This is a genomic window from Kitasatospora sp. NPDC059577, from assembly GCF_042735475.1.
Lineage (GTDB): Bacteria > Actinomycetota > Actinomycetes > Streptomycetales > Streptomycetaceae > Kitasatospora.
The window spans coordinates 201,187-216,758 of the sequence record NZ_JBHWBZ010000006.1 but is presented as its reverse complement, the minus strand read 5'-3'; the positions used below and the strand labels follow the sequence as shown (position 1 = coordinate 216,758).

Here is a 15,572-nt window from a genome sequence, read left to right as displayed (position 1 = left end):
GGTTGGGGGCGGGGGTCTCATCCCCGGTGCGGGCTGGTCCGGCGGCCCCGGACCGGGGGCAGCAGGACGCAAGCATGGTCATCCGGCGTCGAGTTCGCCGGCGCGGAGGGCGGTGATGAAGGCTTGCCAGGCGTGGGAGGGGAAGTGGAGGGTCGGGCCGTCGGGGTCTTTGGAGTCGCGGACGGGGACGATGCCGGTGAGGCCGTCGGCGACCTCCACGCACTCGCCACCCTGTCCGCTGTGGGTGCTCTTGCGCCAGGTGATGGGGGAGTTGCTGGTCATGCGCGGATTCCCTCCTGATCGAGCGGTGGAGTGGGAAGTCGGCGGGGCCGACTCCCCGTGCAGGGTGCTCGGGGATGCTGCGCGGAGGTCCCTCACGGGCACGAGCGCGAGAGGCCGAGGGCCGGAAACGCCCCGCTGCGCCGGGGCGGGGCAGCGGGGCGGGGCGCAGGCGGTTTCAGCGGGCGTCGAGTTCGCCGGCGCGGAGGGCGGTGATGAAGGCTTGCCAGGCGGGGGAGGGGAAGTGGAGGGTCGGGCCGTCGGGGTCTTTGGAGTCGCGGACCGGGACGATGCCGGTGAGGCCGTCGGCGACCTCGACGCACTGGCCGCCGCCGCCGCTGTAGGTGCTCTTGCGCCAAGCGGTGATGGGGGTCAGGTCCATGGCGGTTCCCTCCTGGTCGGGCTGTGCGAACGGAGTGGGAAGTCGATGGTGACGACTTCCCACTCCGGTGCGAAGTAGGCCTGTCAGACGTCGAATTCGCCCGTGTTGACAGCGGTGATGAAGGACTGCCAGGCGTAGGAGGGGAAGACGAGTGCCGGGCCGCTCGGGTCCTTGGAGTCGCGGACCGGGACGATACCGGTGAACCCGTCTGCCACCTCGACGCACTCGCCGCCGCCGCCGCTGTAGGTGCTCTTGTGCCAGCGAGCGCCGGATAGGTCAAGATGCACGTTCAAATTCCTTCCGTACTGCGCGGATCAGCTCAAGCGACGCGGCCAGTGGCAGCGCCTCAACCTGCAGCCGATCGTACTCCCTGGCCCAGCCCGCAAGCGTTTCCGCGTCGCGCTCCAGAAAGCCGCGCTGGTGGGTCTCCGAATAGCCGAGAAGCGAACGATTCGGCAGGGTCAGGATCGTCACCGGGTGGGCGAACGGCCGGTTCTCCCCAAGACCGATCGGAGTCACCTGGATGGTCATGTTCGGTCGTGCAGCCAGCTCTTCCAGCCGTGCCAACTGGCCGAGCATGACGGCCGGTCCACCGATGGGGCGCCGCAGGCACCACTCGTCGAGAACGGCGTGGACGTGGGGTGGCGACGGCCGGTTGACCTTCTCCTGGCGGGCGATGAGGAAGCGGAGGCGCTCGTCGGCTTGCTGCTGGGTGACCGTGCCACGTCGAACGAATGCCTGCTCGTATGCGGTGGCGTAGTCGACAGTCTGCAGAAGTCCTGAGACGACCCCGATCTGGAACAGCCGCAGTGCTGTTGCTTCGGCCTCCCGTTCGGCGTACTCGGGGAATCCCTCTATCAGGATGCTGTGTTCGAGCTGGTCGAGCATCAGAGCGAGGGTGCCGCCGGTGGCGAGCGCCTTGTCGGCGATCTCCACGAAGCGGCGGCTCGGCCGCCGGACTCCGCGTTCGACGCTGGAGATGTAGGAGCCGGAGTAGGAGATGACCTCCCCGAACTCGTCCTGGGTCATCCCGGTCGCGTCGCGGAAGCGGCGGAGCTGCATCCCGAGGGGGGCGTAGGGCGATGACGTGGGATCAAGATCCTTGCGGTTCATGATGCTTCCCAACTGAACCGTGCTGAACTGGCGATTTCAGATGCTTCCCTACGGGGGGATCTCTCCGCAACCCTTTCCCTACAGAAGGTGAGTGCTCGACTGCAGAAGGTCAAATCCGATGGATAATCACAAAATCCCCCGCTCGCACGGGTACGGGGTGCGCCTCGACCCGGAGTCGCGCCGCTACCGGGTCCGTAACGAGATCACGGGGGAGTGGCTGTGCGAGGCCTCCGGGGAGCCGGTCTCGTTCACCTTCTTCGAAGACGCCTACGACGCCTGGCGCGTGTTCGAGGTCCACAAGCGGCCGGGGGAGCGGTGATGGGATCGGTGCTCTCCCGGGTCACGGCCGAGCAGCGCCGGCGGGTGGCCTCCGTGGTGGAGGACCTGGTGTCGGTGCTCGCGCTCGGTGGGGTGAAGTTGCCGTCGGTGGCGGTGGATTGGGAGTACGGGAGCCGGACGGGCAACTATCTGGTCGACCTGGGCTCGGCCCGGCCGCTCGAACTGCTGCGCATCGTGGACCTGTTGCGCAAGGGGCTGCGGTACGAGCGTCTGACGTACGACGACTGAACTCCTGGCCCGTCTGCTGTGGTGGGCGGGCTTCTCCTCCGTGCTCATCGCCACCTTGAGAAAGTGAACTGCCCGATGCGCGACCCCCGCCTCCTCGCCAAGTCGCCGGTGTGCCGGCTGGGCTGTCTCGTCCTCGTGCGCAACCGGCGCGGGGACGTGCTGCTGGTCGACCCGGACTACATGGACGGCATGATCCTGCCCGGCGGCGCCGCGAAGCCGAACGAGCCGCCGCACCTGGCGGCCGCCCGGCACCTGCACGCCGAGACCGGCCTGCACCTGCGCCTGAGCGGCATCATCGCGGTCGACTTCACCCCCGCCGACCGCTACCTGGAACGCCTCAACCTGGTCTTCGACGGCGGCACCGTGCGCGACGACGCCCGCCTGAGCGTTCCGCCGCAGCACCGCAGCGGCCTGCTCGGCGCCCGCTTCGTCCCGGTGAACGACCTGCCGGGCTGCACGGCCCCCGCCCAGTTCGCCCGCATCACCGAGGCGTTGGCCGGCTGCGCCCTGCCCGTCCTCCTGCACGGTCAGCGCGCGGCCTGATCCGGGGTCCGTCGGGGGTCAGGCCGGTGTCGGCAACGAAGCCGTCGAGGGTGTCGGGCGGGTACGGCAGACGTTGAGCTGGTTGCGTACGAGGACCTTGAGTCGGTCGAGGGGGACTGCGGTGAGCTCGGCCGGACCGGGCTGCCACGCGCGCGTGGTGTCAGCGTCTCCGGCGGCGGCCACTGTCCAGGAGGCACAGATGAACGGTGCCCTGCGGATCGGCGGGGAACGAGTGGTCGAGCTTCCAGCCGTGTTCGGCGGCCACCCGCAGGACGGCTCCGGCGCCCGCGCCCCGGAAGTGCCAGGTCCTGACGCTGACCCGGCGCAGGACCCGGCCCGCCTCGTCGAACCGGTAGTTGTCCCTCCTGCGCTCGCGCGCCAGCTCGGCCCGGAATCGTGTCTCCAGGTGCTTGCGCAGGTGGCGCACATACGCGTTCGGGCTGCGGCGGAGCTCCAGGAGGCGCACCCGCGGCACGAGGGCGAGGGTGAGCAGTGGAACGACCGCTCGGCAGCGCATCGGACCCCACGGCGTGCGGGGCGCGGGCGGCGGCCCGTACGGATCGGGTACACCGATCTGCTTCGGGGGCGGGATGAGGCGGAAAAGGTGCAGCTGTCCCTGCACCGACCTGCACTTCGCCCAGTCCACCGACCAGCCGTGCCGCTTGGCCAACTGCTCGACCCGCGTCGGGGCCAGAGCACGGTAGTGGTGGCGCCCGAGGCCCGTGACGGCCTGGCGCACACCGCTGGGCGGCAGCTCGGGCGGGCGCCAGCCGCTGTTTTTCTCGGCTTTGGCGAACCGGTCCTTCAAAAGTCCTTCGGTGAATGGCTCCCACTCCTCGGGCTTGCCGTTCCACTCGATGCGCAGGCGACGCCAGGAGATCCCGGATCCGGACAACCCGACCAGGATCTCGGACAGATCGGCGGCATCAGAGCCACTGCCACCGCCGCCACCGAGGGAAGCCCCCCAGAACAGCACGACTACCCAGCCGATCACGAGCAGAAGTCCCAGCGGAATGTAGATGAACTGCAGGACGAACTGTGTCAGCAGACCGGCCCGTGGCCGTCGTGGAGCCGCAGTCTCAGCGGGAGTCGTCCGCGGTTGGACCGGAACGCGAGTTCGGGACCGGTCCGGTCTGTCCGAACCGTCCGATGGCGTGGCTGTAGGCATCAGATCCGTCCCCCTCGGTCGTGTGGTGCCCCGGAATCGGCTCTGCCCGCCCTGCGCGACGCCAACCGTCCCGGTCCGCAGTCGAGTTCAGGACTGGGAGTGCCGTCCGCCCATCCTCGGAGCCGGCCGACGCAACGGATCGGCCGCGAAGCAGCGGGCTCGGCCTCGGCGCCACCGCGACCGAGGAGTTGCACGCCTTCTGCAATGCCGGCCGGCGCGTGCACATCGAGCAGCGGCGGACTGGTCAGGTGGGACGACCATGCCGGCGCCCCACCTCGCACAGGTATCGACTTGGACGGCGGCACCGCGGTCGTTCAACGGCAGAGGTAGCCCGCGCCGCACCATGCGCGATTCCCTCACCGCGAGATCCACTTCTGAAACACAGGTTCCAGCGCACCGGGCCGGGTGGGCGGGGCGTCGTGCGGCTGCGGTAGGAACGTGCGGCGATGAGCAGGACGAAGCCCCAGAGCAGGAACTGCGGGATGCCGTAGACGACGATCCAGCGGCTGAAGATGCCCGGCTCGTTCCACTGTACGACGGTCAGTGCGGCGGCCCAGGCGGTGTACAGCAGCAGGAACGTCGCGACGGTGAACGCGGTGGCGGCCAGGGTCCGGTGCGGGACCCGGCGTCCGCCGGCGAGCGGCACCCAGCCCGGGAACACCACGCCCACGGCCGCACCAGGCTCAGTGTCAGGACGCCGGCGAGCGCGGCCATCGCGCCCAGGGTGAGCAGGCTTGGCCGCCGCCGGCGTACCAGTCGCGGAACTTGGCCTCGTCGGCCCACAGCGGGACGCCGAGTGCCCACACGGCGTGCAGCGGGATGAAGCCCACGGTCGCGGACAGCGCGGACGCGTGGGCGGCCCGGACGGCTCGGCGCGGCGGTGGCGGGACATCGGCTGCCGCGGGGGCTGGGGGACGGACGTCGACCTGGGGCATGAACGGACCTCTCGGAGCGGGGACGGCGGCCAAGTGCGCGCTCACGTCGCACTGTTCCAGGGGTGCCCCGGCCGCCACATCCGCGCCCGGGCCGATGGCCGCTCGCGCCTGAGGACGATTCCACCGCCGCTTCCTCCCCCGGGGAGGGGAGGCCAGGCCCCGGCCGACGGCCCGCCGTCCGGCTCCAACTCGGCTGCTCCGGGCGTGGTGTGGACATTTCGCGGCCGCAACCTTCGGGACCGGGTCTCGTTGCCCCGTGCGGGTCGACGGCCCAGCCGGCGGGCCTACCGTCGGCCCTGACGAAGGGGATGCCCGTCACCGACACCAAGGCCGACACCAAGGCCGGCACCGGGACCGGGGGCCCCGCGCCGGGGGCCCCCGGGTCGGTCAGGCCAGGGCGGCGGCGAGGCGTGCAGGCAGGGTGGCGTACGGGCGGCAGTCGACCACGGGCAGGGTGTGGGCGGCGGCCTGGGCGGCGAGCCAGGCGGAGTAGCGGGCGCTGACGGCGGCACGCTCGGGCTGCGGGCCGCCGTCGGGCTCGCGGTCGGCGTAGTTGGCGGCGATGCGGGCCGGGTCGCCCTCGTGGAGGAAGACCGCCCGCACCCGGTGTCCCTGGCCGGTGGCCTCGGCGGTGGCGCGGGCGGCGGCGGCCGGGGTGAGGTAGTCGCCTTCGACGATGGCGGGCACGTCGACGGTGAGGCGGTTGCGCACGACGCCGAGCAGGGCCTCGTCCAGGGCGTGGGCGGTGGCGATCTGCAGCTCCAGGACGCGGTCGGCGCTCCTGGGCCCTGTGCCGTCCGGGGCGGAGAAGTGGTGCAGGCCGGGGTGGGTGGCCGGGGTGGTGGCGGCCTGCAGGGCGGCGACGACGTCGTCGAACTCCACGGTGAACGCCCCGTGCCGGGCGGCGAGGTGGGCGGCGGCGCGGCTCTTGCCGATCCCGGAGGCGCCGCCGATCAGCAGGACGTCCCACGGGCTGTCGTCGGTGTGCATGCGGTCACGGTAGGCGGGCGGGGGTGCGGCCGGGTCCGGCGGGGTGGCCCGCGGGTGGTCCGGCCGGGGCGGCGGGCTGTCCGGGCGGCAGGGGCGGGCCCGCGCGGCGCGGCGGCCGGCCGGATCCTGTGTGCGAGCCTGCGGGCGGTCGTGGCACTCGTGGCAGGGTGCGCCATCGGCAGCCCAGGCGGCCCCGACGGCTCCGGCGACCCCGGTAGCTCCGGCGGCCCAGGCGGTGAGGGCCCGGACGGCCGGTTCGGCCGGTCGTTCGTCGGGGCCCGCCACCGGGCCGGGGTGCACCCGGTCCGAGCCGTCGGGGGCGATGAGGCCTGCGCCCGTGTGCCGGCCGGGCGGGCCCCGAACCCGGCCTGCGGGTCGCCGCCTCGGTGGACGCCTTCGCCTCCGCCCCCGGTGCGGGGCGCGAGGGGCACCGGGGGCGGTAAGCGGTTCGGGGGGCCGGTGGGCTCTGCAGGGTGGGGAGGCGGCGTGTGGGTGCGCCTTCCCGGCCCGGCCCCCGGCGTCGGCAGCCGGCCCAAGGCCCGGTCCGTGGTCCGCCGCCCGCGTTCCCCAGCGCGGGCGGCGGAAGCGGGCGGGCCGCTCCCGGACTGCGGGGCTGTGCGGCTGGGTGGCCGTGCGGGTGCGCGGGCGTCAGGCGTGGTCGTGGGTGGTGGCGCGGCGGACGGCCCAGGGCAGGACGAACCACAGAACGGCGAAGATCAGCGCGATGACGCAGGCGATCGGTACCGCCACCGCCGTGCCGAGGACGACGTCGAGGACCAGCAGGACGGCGCCGGTCAGCGCGGAGGCGAGCAGCAGCAGGCCGCCCTGGGCGATGCGGGCGGAGACGTCGACGATCCGGGCCTTGCCGGGGTGGCGGTACAGGCCGCGGTGCAGGGCGACGGGGGTGGCGAGGACGGCCGCGGCGACGACGGTCAGCAACAGGGTGGCGATGTAGATGTCCTGCTGGGGGTCGGTGAGTTCGGCGAAGCGCGGGGTGAAGGCGATGCCGAGGAGGAAGGCGAAGACGATCTGCACGCCGGTCTGCAGCACCCGCAGTTCCTGCAGCATCTCCACCAGGCGCCGGTCGGCCCGGACGGCGGGGTTCTCCCAGCCCGGCGGGGGAGGGGCGGAGGGCGACGGTGGGTCCGGAGGCGGCGGTGTGCTGGTCATGGGTCACATTGTCGCTGGCGTCGGCGCGGCGGACGGGCAGCGGCGGGCGGCAGGCGGCAGGTGACGGGAGGCGGCGCCGGACGGGCGTGCGGGCCCGGTGCGGTCACCGGCCGTCGCCCGGCTCCCCGGTGCCGTCCAGGCGGGTCTGCCAGGCGGTGAGCAGGGTCTGCAGGGCGGCGGCCTCCTTGGGGGCGAGGTGGGCGAGCAGGCGGTGTTCGTTGCGGATGTGGGTGGTGAACGCCTCGTCGATCAGGCGCAGGCCGGCGTCGGTGAGGGCGACGACGCGCCCGCGCCGGTCGTCCTCGGCGGTGCGGCGGGTGACCAGTCCGGCGCGTTCCAGGCGGTCGATCCGCTTGGTCATGGCGCCGGTGGTCACCATGGTGTGCGCGGCGAGCTCGCCGGGGGCCCGCTCGTACGGGGCGCCGGCGCGGCGCAGTGCGGCGAGTGCGTCGAACTCGCCCTCGCTGAGGCCGTAGCGCTGGTAGACGAGGGTGAGTTCGGCGGTCAGGCGGTCGGCGAGGCGGTGCAGGCGGCCGATGACGGCGAGCGGGGAGACGTCGAGGTCGGGGCGTTCGCGCCGCCACTGGGCCTGGATCCGGGCGACGTGGTCGCCGTGACCGGCGGCGGGCTGCTGCTCCGAGTGCTCCGAGTGCTCCATGTGGCCAGTGTAGCGCGAGTAGCTTCCAAGGAAGCTATATTGTCTTCCATGGAAGCCAATGCGCGCTGGGTACTGCCGACCGCCCTCGCCCCGCTCGCCTGGGGCGCCAACTACTACGTCACCCACACCTACCTGCCCGCCGACCGCCCCCTGTGGGGCGCCGTCCTGCGCGCCCTGCCCGCCGGACTGCTGCTGCTCGCCCTGGCCCGCCGCCGCCCCCGCGGCCCCTGGTGGTGGCGCAGCGCCCTGCTCGGCCTGCTCAACACCGCCGTCTTCTTCGTCCTGCTCTACCTCGCCTCCCAGCTGCTGCCCACCAGCGCCGCCGCCACCGTCATGGCCGCCTCCCCGCTCGCCATGCTGCTCACCGCCTGGGCCCTGGCCGGCCCGCGCCCGCACCGCGCCCACCTCGCGGGGGCGGTGGCGGGCCTGGCCGGCGTCGCGCTGACCCTGCTCGGCGGAGGCGGAGGCGGAGGCGGAGGCGGGAGCGGGGGTGCGGGCGGCGGGATCGGCTGGACCGGCCTGGCAGCCTCGGCCGGGGCGATGCTCGTCTCCTCCGTCGGCTACGTGCTGGCCGCCCGCTGGCGCGAGGGCGCCGACCCGCTCGCCGCCACCTCCTGGCAGCTCACCGCCGGCGGCCTGATGCTGCTGCCGCTCGCCGTCACCGCCGAGGGCGCGCCCCCGCCCCTGGACACCCCCACCCTGCTCGCCTTCGCCTACACCACCCTGATCGCCACCGCCCTCGCCTTCACCTGCTGGTTCGCCGGACTGCGCCACCTGCCGGCCGGGACGGTGGGCCTGCTCGGACTGCTCAACCCGCTGGCCGGGGTGCTGCTGGGCACCGCGCTGGACGGCGACCCGTTCGGGGTGCGGCAGGGGGTGGGGCTGGCGCTGGTGGCCGCCGGGATCCTCCTCGGACGCCCGCGCGCCCGGGCCGCCGCGCCCGCCGAAGCCGGGCCCGCGCCCGCCGAAGCCGGGCCCGCGCCTGCCGGAGCCGGGACCGCGCCCTCCGGAGCCGGGACCGCGCCCGCCGGGCCGCCGCGGGCGCGCTTGCCCGGCGATCGGGTCGCGTGATCTGCTGGCGCCAGCATCGCGTGCCGGTGACGGACCGCGTCAGGCATGGAGGTGCGGAACCGAAGGGACCGCCACCCGTGGCCTCCCCCGTCAACGGCCGTACGGCCGCCCTCAGCCTTCAACTCTCCCGCGCGCACCAGGACCTGCGCCGCCGCCTCGCCGACATCCGCGCCAACCTCGGCCGCCCCCGCCCCGACGGCGACACCCTGCTCACCCACTGCCTGGCCTTCTGCACCGCCCTGACCAACCACCACCAGGGCGAGGACGACGGCCTCTTCGCCCGACTCCTGCGCGAACGGCCCGATCTGGCGCCGACCGTCGCCAAACTCGTCGAGGACCACGGCTTCATCTCCGCCATCCTCACCCGGGTGCGCGAGCTCGCCGAACAGGCCGGCGCAACGGCCGGCCCGGCGCCCGGCGGAGCACCCGGCGCAACACCCGGCGCGGACCCGGCCGACCTGGAGGCCATCGGCCGCGAACTCGACGGACTGGCCGCCATCATGGACTCCCACTTCGGCTACGAGGAACGCGCCATCGGTGCTGCCCTCGACGCCGGAGTGCCCGACGACGGCTGGTCCGAACCCGTGCTGCGCTTCACTGCGCCGTAGCGCACGCCGACGCCGGGCCCGTTGCCCGCTGCGCGTTGCCCGTCGCCCGGCGCTCTGGGCCCGGCGCGGGAGAGCGCTTCGCCGGAAAGTGCGTCGCCGGAAAACCCGTCGCGCCCGGTGACCCGGCGTCCCTACACTCGCCACGCAGCCGCGCTCCGACGCGCGGCCCACCGTGCCGACGGACGAGACGAGAGAGGAGGCGAGCGGCCGTGCCGAAGCAGAGCGCCGCCGCCCCCTCTCCCGCCTCCCGGTACGAGGTGATCCTGGTGTCCCCGCCCTCCCGGTGCCCGCTGCGCGGCCGGCACCGGAGCCGTGCTGCCACCGTCTGAACCCTGAACCCGCACCGCCCCGCTGCTCCCGTACGGGCCCCGGCGGGAACGAACCTGACGATCCGTCATCACACGCCGGCGTCAGCACACGTTCAGCACACGTCAGCACCGGCCGAATCGCGCGCCCACCCGTAGGAAACCGCCTCGAAAGGCACCCGGGCCATGCGCACCGACACCACCACCACCGCCGTCACCACCGCCACCGACGTGGCCGCCATCGCCGCCGTCCGCAACCTCGGCATCCTCGCCCACGTCGACGCCGGCAAGACCACCGTCACCGAACGGATCCTCTACCTCACCGGCACCACCCACAAGCGCGGCGAGGTCCACGACGGCACCACCGTCACCGACTTCGACCCCCAGGAACGCGACCGCGGCATCACCATCTTCGCCGCCGCCGTCACCTGCGCCTGGGCCGGACACCGCATCAACCTCATCGACACCCCCGGCCACGTCGACTTCGCCGACGAGGTCGAACGCTCGCTGCGCGTCCTGGACGGCGCCGTGGCGGTGTTCGACGCGGTCGCCGGCGTCGAACCGCAGAGCGAGTCCGTCTGGCGCCAGGCCGAACGCCACGGCGTGCCCCGCATCGCCTTCGTCAACAAGCTCGACCGCGCCGGCGCCGACCTGGACACCGCCGTCGCCTCCATCCGCGAACGCCTGCACCCGCACCCGCTGGCCGTCCAACTCCCCATCGGCACCGAGGAGTCGTTCACCGGCGTCATCGACCTGCTGCACCTGCGCGCCCACACCTGGCACGACGACGGCACCCCCGCCGCCGAGGCCCCGGTGCCCGCGCACCTCGCCGACCTGGCCGCACAGCGCCGCCGCGCCCTCGAAGAGGCCGTCGCCGAACTGAACCCCCAAGCCCTGGAGGAGTTCTGCACCCACGGCACCGTCACCGCCGCCACCCTCGCCACCGCCCTGCGCGAACTCACCCGCACCGGCGAGGCCGTGGTCGTGCTGTGCGGCTCCGCCTACCGCAACCGCGGCATCGAACCCCTCCTGGACGCCGCCGTCGCCTACCTGCCCTCCCCGCTCGACGTCCCGCCCGTCCGCTCGGCCGACGGCGCGCAGCAGCGCACCGCCGACCCCGAACAGCCCCTGACCGCCCTGGCGTTCAAGGTCACCGCCGCCCCCACCGGGCGCCTCAGCTACCTGCGCCTGTACGCGGGCACCCTGCACAAGGGAGCGACCGTGCTCGACACCGCCACCGGCCGCCGCGAACGCGTCGCCCGCATCCTGCGCGTGACCGCCGACCGCCACACCGAGACCGACCACGCCCGCGCCGGCGACATCGTCGCCGTCATCGGCCCCAAGGCCGCCCGCGTCGGCGCCACCCTGTGCGACCCCGACCACCCCATCCTCCTGGAGGCCCCCGTGAGCGCCGACCCCGTCGTCACCGTCGCCGTCGAGGCCCGCCGCGCCACCGACACCGACAAGCTCGCCGCCGCCCTGGCCCGCCTGGCCGAGGAGGACCCCTCGCTGCGCCTGGCCACCGACCCCGAGACCGGGCAGCGCACCCTGTCGGGGCTGGGTGAACTGCACCTGGAGGTCGCGGTGGAGAAGGTGCGGCGCGACAGCGGCGTCGAGGCGGTCACCGGACGGCCGACGGTCGCGCTGCGCGAGGCCCTGGTCGAGGGCGTGGCCGGCTTCGTGTACCGGCACGCCAAACAGGACGGCGGCGCGGGCCAGTTCGCGCACCTCGTGCTGGACGTCCGGCCGCTGCCGGACGACAGCGGGGCGGACTTCGCGTTCGCCTCCGCCGTCACCGGCGGGCGGGTGCCGCGCGAGTACGTGCAGGCCGTCGAGGCGGGCTGCCGGGACGCCCTCGCCGAGGGTCCGCTCGGCGGCCACCCGGTCACCGGCGTCGCCGTCACCCTCACCGACGGGGCCACCCACCCCAAGGACTCCTCCGAGCTCGCCTTCCGCACCGCCGCCCGCCTCGGGCTGCGCGAGGCACTGCGGGCCTCGCGGATGCGGCTGCTGGAGCCGGTCGCGGAGGTGACGGTCACCGTGCCCGAGGACGCGCTCGGCACCGTCCTCGGCGACCTCGCCGCCCGGCGCGGCCACGTCCGGGCCACCACGGCCGCACCCGGCGCCACCGCGCAGGTGAGCGCACTGGTGCCGCTGGCCGAACTGTTCGGCTACGCGAGCCGCCTGCGCGGCCGCACCCAGGGCCGCGGCACCTTCACCACCCGCCCGGCCGGCTACGCGCCCGCACCCGTGAACGCGGGCTGAGCCCGCCGCCCGGCCCTCCCCGTCCCCGCACGGGGAGGGCCGGGCACCGGCCCGCCCGGGCCCGTCCGGTTCAGCCGCCGCCCGGGCCCGTCCGGGCGGGCGCCTGCGCCGTCACGGCGCGAAGGCGTACCAGTGGCCCCGGACGAAGCCGCAGTCGTCGATGCCCCACCTGCCCGCGCTGCGGCACCCGGGTCCTCGCACCGCTGAGGCGAGCCGAAGGGGCCGCCGCTGTGGTCGACCGATCGACAGGGGCCGGCACCGCGGTCGCGGCCGGCACGGCCAGGGACAGCGCCCCGCTCGCGGCGCGTGCGGCGAACACCTTCCTCGTGACGACCTCCCGGGCCCGTGCGTCCGTGCACCGGGAGGAACAGGGGATGACGGTGCGGGCCGGTCCGCCAGGTGCCAGGTGCCCGGTGCCCGGCCTCCGCCGTCCGCGCCGCAGCGGTGCCCCCGGTCCCGCGGCCAGGGATCATCCTCGCGGCCGGGCACACCGGCGGGCCACGACGTCGGCCCGACACCCACCCGACGGTTCCGCCGTGCCGTGCCCGCCGTCCCGCGCCCGCGGCGCCGTGCCGTGCCCGCCGTCCCGCGCCCGGCGCCGTGCCGTGCCGTGCCCGCCGTGCCGTGCCGTGCCCGCCGTGCCATGCCCCGTCTGCGTCCCGGCGCGCCCGCTACAGCGCCCCGGCTTCGGCCGCCGCCCAGGCCGAGGGGAACAGCGGGTGCCAGCCCAGGTCGCGGCGGGCGGCGGCAGTCGACACCTGGCCCTCCCACGGGTCGAACGCCGCCGCCTCGGGCGAACCCCCCGGATGCGTGCGCCCGTTGAGCGCGTGCAGGTCCCAGGCCGTCAGCGGGGCGTCGTCACCGACGTTGTACGCCCGCCCCTCGATGCCGGGCGTCGACACCGCCCGCCACAGTGCCCGTGCCACGTCCGCGTGGTGCACCACCGCCAGGCGCTGGTGCGCGGGCCAGCCGGCCGCCCACCGCAGCGACTGCGCCAGATGCGGATCGCCCTCCCCGTACACGAACGCCAACCGCGCCACCACCAGCGGGAGTTCGTCGCCCAGTGCGCGCAGCCCCTCCTCCGCCCGGGCCTTGGACGCCGCGTACGCCCCCCACGCCGGGTCCGGCGCCAGGCGGTCGTCCTCCACGGCGGGGCGGCCCAGTCCCCGCCCGTACACCAGGTTCGTACTGGTCTGGACGAACCGGGCCACCCCCGCCTTCGCCGCCTCCCGGCCCAGCGCCACCGCCGCGTCCCGGTTGACCTCCCACGCGGCCTCGTCCGACACCCCGCGCGGCGCCGCCGCCACGTTCAGCACCGCGTCGGCCCCCGTCAGCGCCCGCTCCCGGTCCGCCTCCTCGCGCAGGTCGCCGACCACCACCTGCGCGCCGAGCCCCGCCAGGGCCCGGGCCTTCGCCTCGTCGCGCACCAGCACCCGCACCGAGGAGCCCTGAGCCCCGGCCCACCGCAGCAGCCGCGGCACCAGCCGGCTGCCCACCGCACCGGTTGCGCCCGTCACCAGAATCGTCGCCATCGCCCGTCTCCTCCAGGAAAGTTTCCGTCCTCCGACACCCATCACCCTGCCCGGGCCCCGAGCGCCGCGGCAGAGACCTCCCGAACCAGGGACCGCCGGTCCCTGGCTGGGGGCCGGGCCGGCCGGACCGCCCCCGCGGAGCGGTCCTCACGCGGCGGGGTCGCTCCCGGAGCGTGCGGCATCCCCCTCCACCGGGTCCTTGACGGCCGGTCAGCCGGCCGCTGCCGCCTCCTCGACGATCCGCAGCGTCCCTGCGCCGCTCAGCTCGGCGCCGTCGGGACTCCGCCCGAAGGCGGCCGCCAGGACCGCGGGCACGTCCGCCCCGGCGACCGCGGCGCGCACCTGCGCGAGGACGGCGGGGAAGCCGCCGTCGTCGACGGCGCCCGCGTACTCCCGGCGCAGGCCGTGCACGACCTCCACCAGCCCGGGCCGCAGCCGCATCCAGGCGCGGCAGGTGCGGATCTCCTCCTCGACCAGCGCCACGAACCAGCGCATCACCTCGAACGGGACGTCCGGGCACGGCTCCTGGGCGTCCCAACGCACCACCGGCTCCCGGGCCGGGTCCTCGTCGGGGACCAGCGCCGTCGCGATCGTGCGCTGCTCGCGGACGAACTCCAGCTCCAGGTGCCAGGAGTCGTCGGCCACGGAGTACATCGCGGTGACCGCGTAGTCGCGGCCCGGGTGGGTGGCCACCGCCCTCAGCCCCTCCCACCGGCGCAAGGCACGCCGCCCGCCGCGGCGAGGTCCGGGCCCTCGGACAGGTGCGCCTCGACCGCGCCCAGGTGCCGGTCACGGGCGACGACCAGCTCGTCCACGAGGGCGAGCAGACGGACGCTCCCGCCGGGGAACCCGAGCGCCAGACCGGCCGGGAAGCCGACCCGGCCGTCGTCGTAGCCGATCTCCCGCACCGAGCGGACCACCTGCCCGACGAACCCCGTCACCGGGACGCCGGGCGGATCGTCGGCCACCCGGACACTGCCGTACGGCGCCATCGAGTACGGCGCGCACGGCTGCTCGGCCCGCAACGACAGGCCGGTCGACGGCGTGTGGAACAGCACCGGGCCCAAGCCCTCCAGGTGGAGCCACAGGTGCAGCAACGACGGCTCGTCGTCGCCGTCGTGGTGCCACGCCGCGGTCACCCCGACCAGCCGCCTGCCGACCAGGCCGGCGCCGGACAGCTCCTCGATGTCGATCACCCGCCGATGCTCGCACGGCCCTCACCGGCGGGGCACCCGAATTCCCGCCCGGCCCGGGTGCGCCCTTCCGGCCCGGGTGTGTCCTCCCGGCCCGCGCCGGGAGGACACAGCGGCGGGCGGTCGGCGGTCAGCGGGCGGACAGCTCCCGAGGGTCCGGGCGGGCGTCGCCGTAGGCGCCGGCCATGGGGGAGGCACCGGTGGTGAGGAAGTCGTGGATCGCGGCCAGGTACGCGGCGCGTCCCACGACGCCCTCGCCGTCGACGTCCAGGGCGTCGAACGCGGCGTCGGCCCCCTCGGCCGGGTTGCCGCTCGCCGTCCGCAGCCGGGTGAACTCCGGGCGGGTCAGGCGCCCGTCGCCGTCGGAGTCGGCGAGGTCGAACAGCGAACCGAGGGCGGGCCGGCAGGTCTGCTCGAAGGCCTCGTGGCCGGCCCAGTCGCGGTACTCCTCGAACGTGACGCCACCGTCACCGTCCCCGTCCATCTGCCCGAAGACCTCCCGGTGGGCCACGCGGGCCGCGACGACCAGCGGATCCTGCGGGCCGCGCCCGAAGGCCGACGCCGCCCGGTCGACCCGGGCGAGGTACTCGTCGTGGGAGATCACACCGTCGCCGTCGCTGTCCAGCATCGCGAAGATGCGCCGCTTCGCCTCGTTCGACATGTCGTCACCGATCTTTCCGCAACAGGAAGTTCTGCCGGTCACGACGCTAGCGGCGGGACGGGCGCGCCCGGCGCAGGCGCGGCGCCCGCGCAGCCGGGGACCGCCCGTCCCTGGCTGCGCCCACCCCCCGGG

General features: G+C 74.7%; 21 protein-coding genes. 7 read left to right on the top strand and 14 right to left on the bottom strand.

What is annotated here, in order from left to right; genetic code table 11:
• Positions 1 to 78: 78 nt before the first annotated feature.
• The 4 genes from ACFV0O_RS08790 to ACFV0O_RS08775 all read right to left on the bottom strand — a co-directional run bounded on the left by ACFV0O_RS08790 (position 79) and on the right by ACFV0O_RS08775 (position 1,774).
• Positions 79 to 282 carry a DUF397 domain-containing protein gene (locus tag ACFV0O_RS08790; RefSeq protein WP_380338249.1) on the bottom strand — a complete coding sequence of 68 codons (204 nt, stop codon included), beginning with the start codon at positions 280 to 282 and terminating at the stop codon, positions 79 to 81.
• A 175-nt stretch (positions 283 to 457) separates the two neighbouring features.
• Complete coding sequence (locus tag ACFV0O_RS08785) at positions 458 to 661, bottom strand: DUF397 domain-containing protein (protein ID WP_380338246.1); 204 nt, start codon at positions 659 to 661, stop codon at positions 458 to 460.
• Between the two features lie 83 nt (positions 662 to 744).
• Positions 745 to 954 (bottom strand): DUF397 domain-containing protein, encoded by a 210-nt coding sequence (locus ACFV0O_RS08780; protein ID WP_380338244.1) that lies wholly within the window; start codon positions 952 to 954, stop codon positions 745 to 747.
• Positions 938 to 1,774 (bottom strand): helix-turn-helix domain-containing protein, encoded by an 837-nt coding sequence (locus ACFV0O_RS08775; protein WP_380338241.1) that lies wholly within the window; start codon positions 1,772 to 1,774, stop codon positions 938 to 940. Before ACFV0O_RS08775 ends, ACFV0O_RS08780 begins: the two co-directional genes overlap by 17 nt.
• A gap of 118 nt (positions 1,775 to 1,892) precedes the next feature.
• On the opposite strand from ACFV0O_RS08775, the gene ACFV0O_RS08770 reads away from it, so the two are divergent.
• From ACFV0O_RS08770 to ACFV0O_RS08760, 3 genes are all read left to right on the top strand, one after another.
• Positions 1,893 to 2,093: a hypothetical protein gene (locus ACFV0O_RS08770; RefSeq protein WP_380338238.1), complete on the top strand. Its 201-nt coding sequence runs from the start codon at positions 1,893 to 1,895 to the stop codon at positions 2,091 to 2,093.
• Positions 2,093 to 2,341: a hypothetical protein gene (locus ACFV0O_RS08765; RefSeq protein WP_380338235.1), complete on the top strand. Its 249-nt coding sequence runs from the start codon at positions 2,093 to 2,095 to the stop codon at positions 2,339 to 2,341. The genes ACFV0O_RS08770 and ACFV0O_RS08765 overlap by 1 nt, the downstream gene beginning before the upstream one ends.
• 75 nt (positions 2,342 to 2,416) lie before the next feature.
• Positions 2,417 to 2,884, top strand: coding sequence for an NUDIX domain-containing protein (locus ACFV0O_RS08760; RefSeq protein WP_380338232.1), 468 nt, complete (start codon positions 2,417 to 2,419; stop codon positions 2,882 to 2,884).
• Positions 2,885 to 3,044: 160 nt separating this feature from the next.
• Here ACFV0O_RS08760 and ACFV0O_RS08755 read toward each other — a convergent pair whose 3' ends face one another.
• Positions 3,045 to 3,878, bottom strand: coding sequence for a hypothetical protein (locus tag ACFV0O_RS08755; RefSeq protein WP_380338230.1), 834 nt, complete (start codon positions 3,876 to 3,878; stop codon positions 3,045 to 3,047).
• Between the two features lie 273 nt (positions 3,879 to 4,151).
• Between ACFV0O_RS08755 and ACFV0O_RS08750 the strand changes: the two genes are divergently transcribed.
• Entirely contained in the window at positions 4,152 to 4,382 is a 231-nt protein-coding gene (locus ACFV0O_RS08750; RefSeq protein WP_380338227.1) for a DUF6191 domain-containing protein, read from the top strand.
• Here the strand turns inward: ACFV0O_RS08750 and ACFV0O_RS08745 are convergent.
• The 5 genes from ACFV0O_RS08745 to ACFV0O_RS08725 form a co-directional block, all read right to left on the bottom strand.
• Entirely contained in the window at positions 4,297 to 4,722 is a 426-nt protein-coding gene (locus ACFV0O_RS08745) for a hypothetical protein (protein ID WP_380338309.1), read from the bottom strand. The genes ACFV0O_RS08750 and ACFV0O_RS08745 overlap by 86 nt on opposite strands.
• Positions 4,723 to 4,741: 19 nt before the next feature.
• A complete protein-coding gene (locus ACFV0O_RS08740; protein ID WP_380338224.1) occupies positions 4,742 to 4,987 on the bottom strand; it encodes a hypothetical protein in 246 nt (81 codons plus the stop codon).
• Between the two features lie 387 nt (positions 4,988 to 5,374).
• A complete protein-coding gene (locus tag ACFV0O_RS08735; protein WP_380338221.1) occupies positions 5,375 to 5,977 on the bottom strand; it encodes an AAA family ATPase in 603 nt (200 codons plus the stop codon).
• A 648-nt stretch (positions 5,978 to 6,625) separates the two neighbouring features.
• Positions 6,626 to 7,147 (bottom strand): DUF6328 family protein, encoded by a 522-nt coding sequence (locus tag ACFV0O_RS08730; RefSeq protein ID WP_380338218.1) that lies wholly within the window; start codon positions 7,145 to 7,147, stop codon positions 6,626 to 6,628.
• Between the two features lie 103 nt (positions 7,148 to 7,250).
• Positions 7,251 to 7,805, bottom strand: a complete 555-nt coding sequence (locus ACFV0O_RS08725; RefSeq protein ID WP_380338216.1) for a MarR family winged helix-turn-helix transcriptional regulator — start codon at positions 7,803 to 7,805, stop codon at positions 7,251 to 7,253.
• A gap of 48 nt (positions 7,806 to 7,853) precedes the next feature.
• On the opposite strand from ACFV0O_RS08725, the gene ACFV0O_RS08720 reads away from it, so the two are divergent.
• The 3 genes from ACFV0O_RS08720 (at position 7,854) to fusA (ending at position 12,054) form a co-directional block, all read left to right on the top strand.
• Positions 7,854 to 8,876 (top strand): DMT family transporter, encoded by a 1,023-nt coding sequence (locus tag ACFV0O_RS08720; RefSeq protein WP_380338213.1) that lies wholly within the window; start codon positions 7,854 to 7,856, stop codon positions 8,874 to 8,876.
• A gap of 77 nt (positions 8,877 to 8,953) precedes the next feature.
• A complete protein-coding gene (locus tag ACFV0O_RS08715; RefSeq protein ID WP_380338210.1) occupies positions 8,954 to 9,484 on the top strand; it encodes a hemerythrin domain-containing protein in 531 nt (176 codons plus the stop codon).
• Between the two features lie 491 nt (positions 9,485 to 9,975).
• Entirely contained in the window at positions 9,976 to 12,054 is a 2,079-nt protein-coding gene (fusA, locus tag ACFV0O_RS08710) for an elongation factor G (protein ID WP_380338207.1), read from the top strand.
• A gap of 671 nt (positions 12,055 to 12,725) precedes the next feature.
• On the opposite strand, the gene ACFV0O_RS08705 is transcribed toward fusA, so the two are convergent.
• From ACFV0O_RS08705 to ACFV0O_RS08690, 4 genes are all read right to left on the bottom strand, one after another.
• Positions 12,726 to 13,586 (bottom strand): NAD-dependent epimerase/dehydratase family protein, encoded by an 861-nt coding sequence (locus tag ACFV0O_RS08705; protein WP_380338204.1) that lies wholly within the window; start codon positions 13,584 to 13,586, stop codon positions 12,726 to 12,728.
• 210 nt (positions 13,587 to 13,796) lie between these two features.
• Positions 13,797 to 14,279 (bottom strand): hypothetical protein, encoded by a 483-nt coding sequence (locus tag ACFV0O_RS08700; RefSeq protein WP_380338202.1) that lies wholly within the window; start codon positions 14,277 to 14,279, stop codon positions 13,797 to 13,799.
• Positions 14,280 to 14,284: 5 nt separating this feature from the next.
• Complete coding sequence (locus tag ACFV0O_RS08695; protein WP_380338200.1) at positions 14,285 to 14,782, bottom strand: hypothetical protein; 498 nt, start codon at positions 14,780 to 14,782, stop codon at positions 14,285 to 14,287.
• Between the two features lie 127 nt (positions 14,783 to 14,909).
• On the bottom strand, positions 14,910 to 15,440 hold the full coding sequence (locus ACFV0O_RS08690) for an EF-hand domain-containing protein (RefSeq protein ID WP_380338198.1): 531 nt from the start codon (positions 15,438 to 15,440) through the stop codon (positions 14,910 to 14,912).
• Positions 15,441 to 15,572: the final 132 nt, after the last annotated feature.

Bases quoted from the DNA above. Each gene is read 5' to 3' on its own strand.
- ACFV0O_RS08725 (WP_380338216.1), bottom strand. From the start codon at position 7,805: ATGGAGCACTCGGAGCACTCGGAGCAGCAGCCCGCCGCCGGTCACGGC.
- ACFV0O_RS08770 (WP_380338238.1), top strand. From the start codon at position 1,893: ATGGATAATCACAAAATCCCCCGCTCGCACGGGTACGGGGTGCGCCTC.
- ACFV0O_RS08790 (WP_380338249.1), bottom strand. From the start codon at position 282: ATGACCAGCAACTCCCCCATCACCTGGCGCAAGAGCACCCACAGCGGA.
- ACFV0O_RS08785 (WP_380338246.1), bottom strand. From the start codon at position 661: ATGGACCTGACCCCCATCACCGCTTGGCGCAAGAGCACCTACAGCGGC.
- ACFV0O_RS08765 (WP_380338235.1), top strand. From the start codon at position 2,093: ATGGGATCGGTGCTCTCCCGGGTCACGGCCGAGCAGCGCCGGCGGGTG.
- ACFV0O_RS08720 (WP_380338213.1), top strand. From the start codon at position 7,854: ATGGAAGCCAATGCGCGCTGGGTACTGCCGACCGCCCTCGCCCCGCTC.
- ACFV0O_RS08740 (WP_380338224.1), bottom strand. From the start codon at position 4,987: ATGCCCCAGGTCGACGTCCGTCCCCCAGCCCCCGCGGCAGCCGATGTC.
- ACFV0O_RS08760 (WP_380338232.1), top strand. From the start codon at position 2,417: ATGCGCGACCCCCGCCTCCTCGCCAAGTCGCCGGTGTGCCGGCTGGGC.
- ACFV0O_RS08735 (WP_380338221.1), bottom strand. From the start codon at position 5,977: ATGCACACCGACGACAGCCCGTGGGACGTCCTGCTGATCGGCGGCGCC.
- ACFV0O_RS08690 (WP_380338198.1), bottom strand. From the start codon at position 15,440: ATGTCGAACGAGGCGAAGCGGCGCATCTTCGCGATGCTGGACAGCGAC.
- ACFV0O_RS08775 (WP_380338241.1), bottom strand. From the start codon at position 1,774: ATGAACCGCAAGGATCTTGATCCCACGTCATCGCCCTACGCCCCCCTC.
- ACFV0O_RS08705 (WP_380338204.1), bottom strand. From the start codon at position 13,586: ATGGCGACGATTCTGGTGACGGGCGCAACCGGTGCGGTGGGCAGCCGG.
- ACFV0O_RS08730 (WP_380338218.1), bottom strand. From the start codon at position 7,147: ATGACCAGCACACCGCCGCCTCCGGACCCACCGTCGCCCTCCGCCCCT.
- fusA (WP_380338207.1), top strand. From the start codon at position 9,976: ATGCGCACCGACACCACCACCACCGCCGTCACCACCGCCACCGACGTG.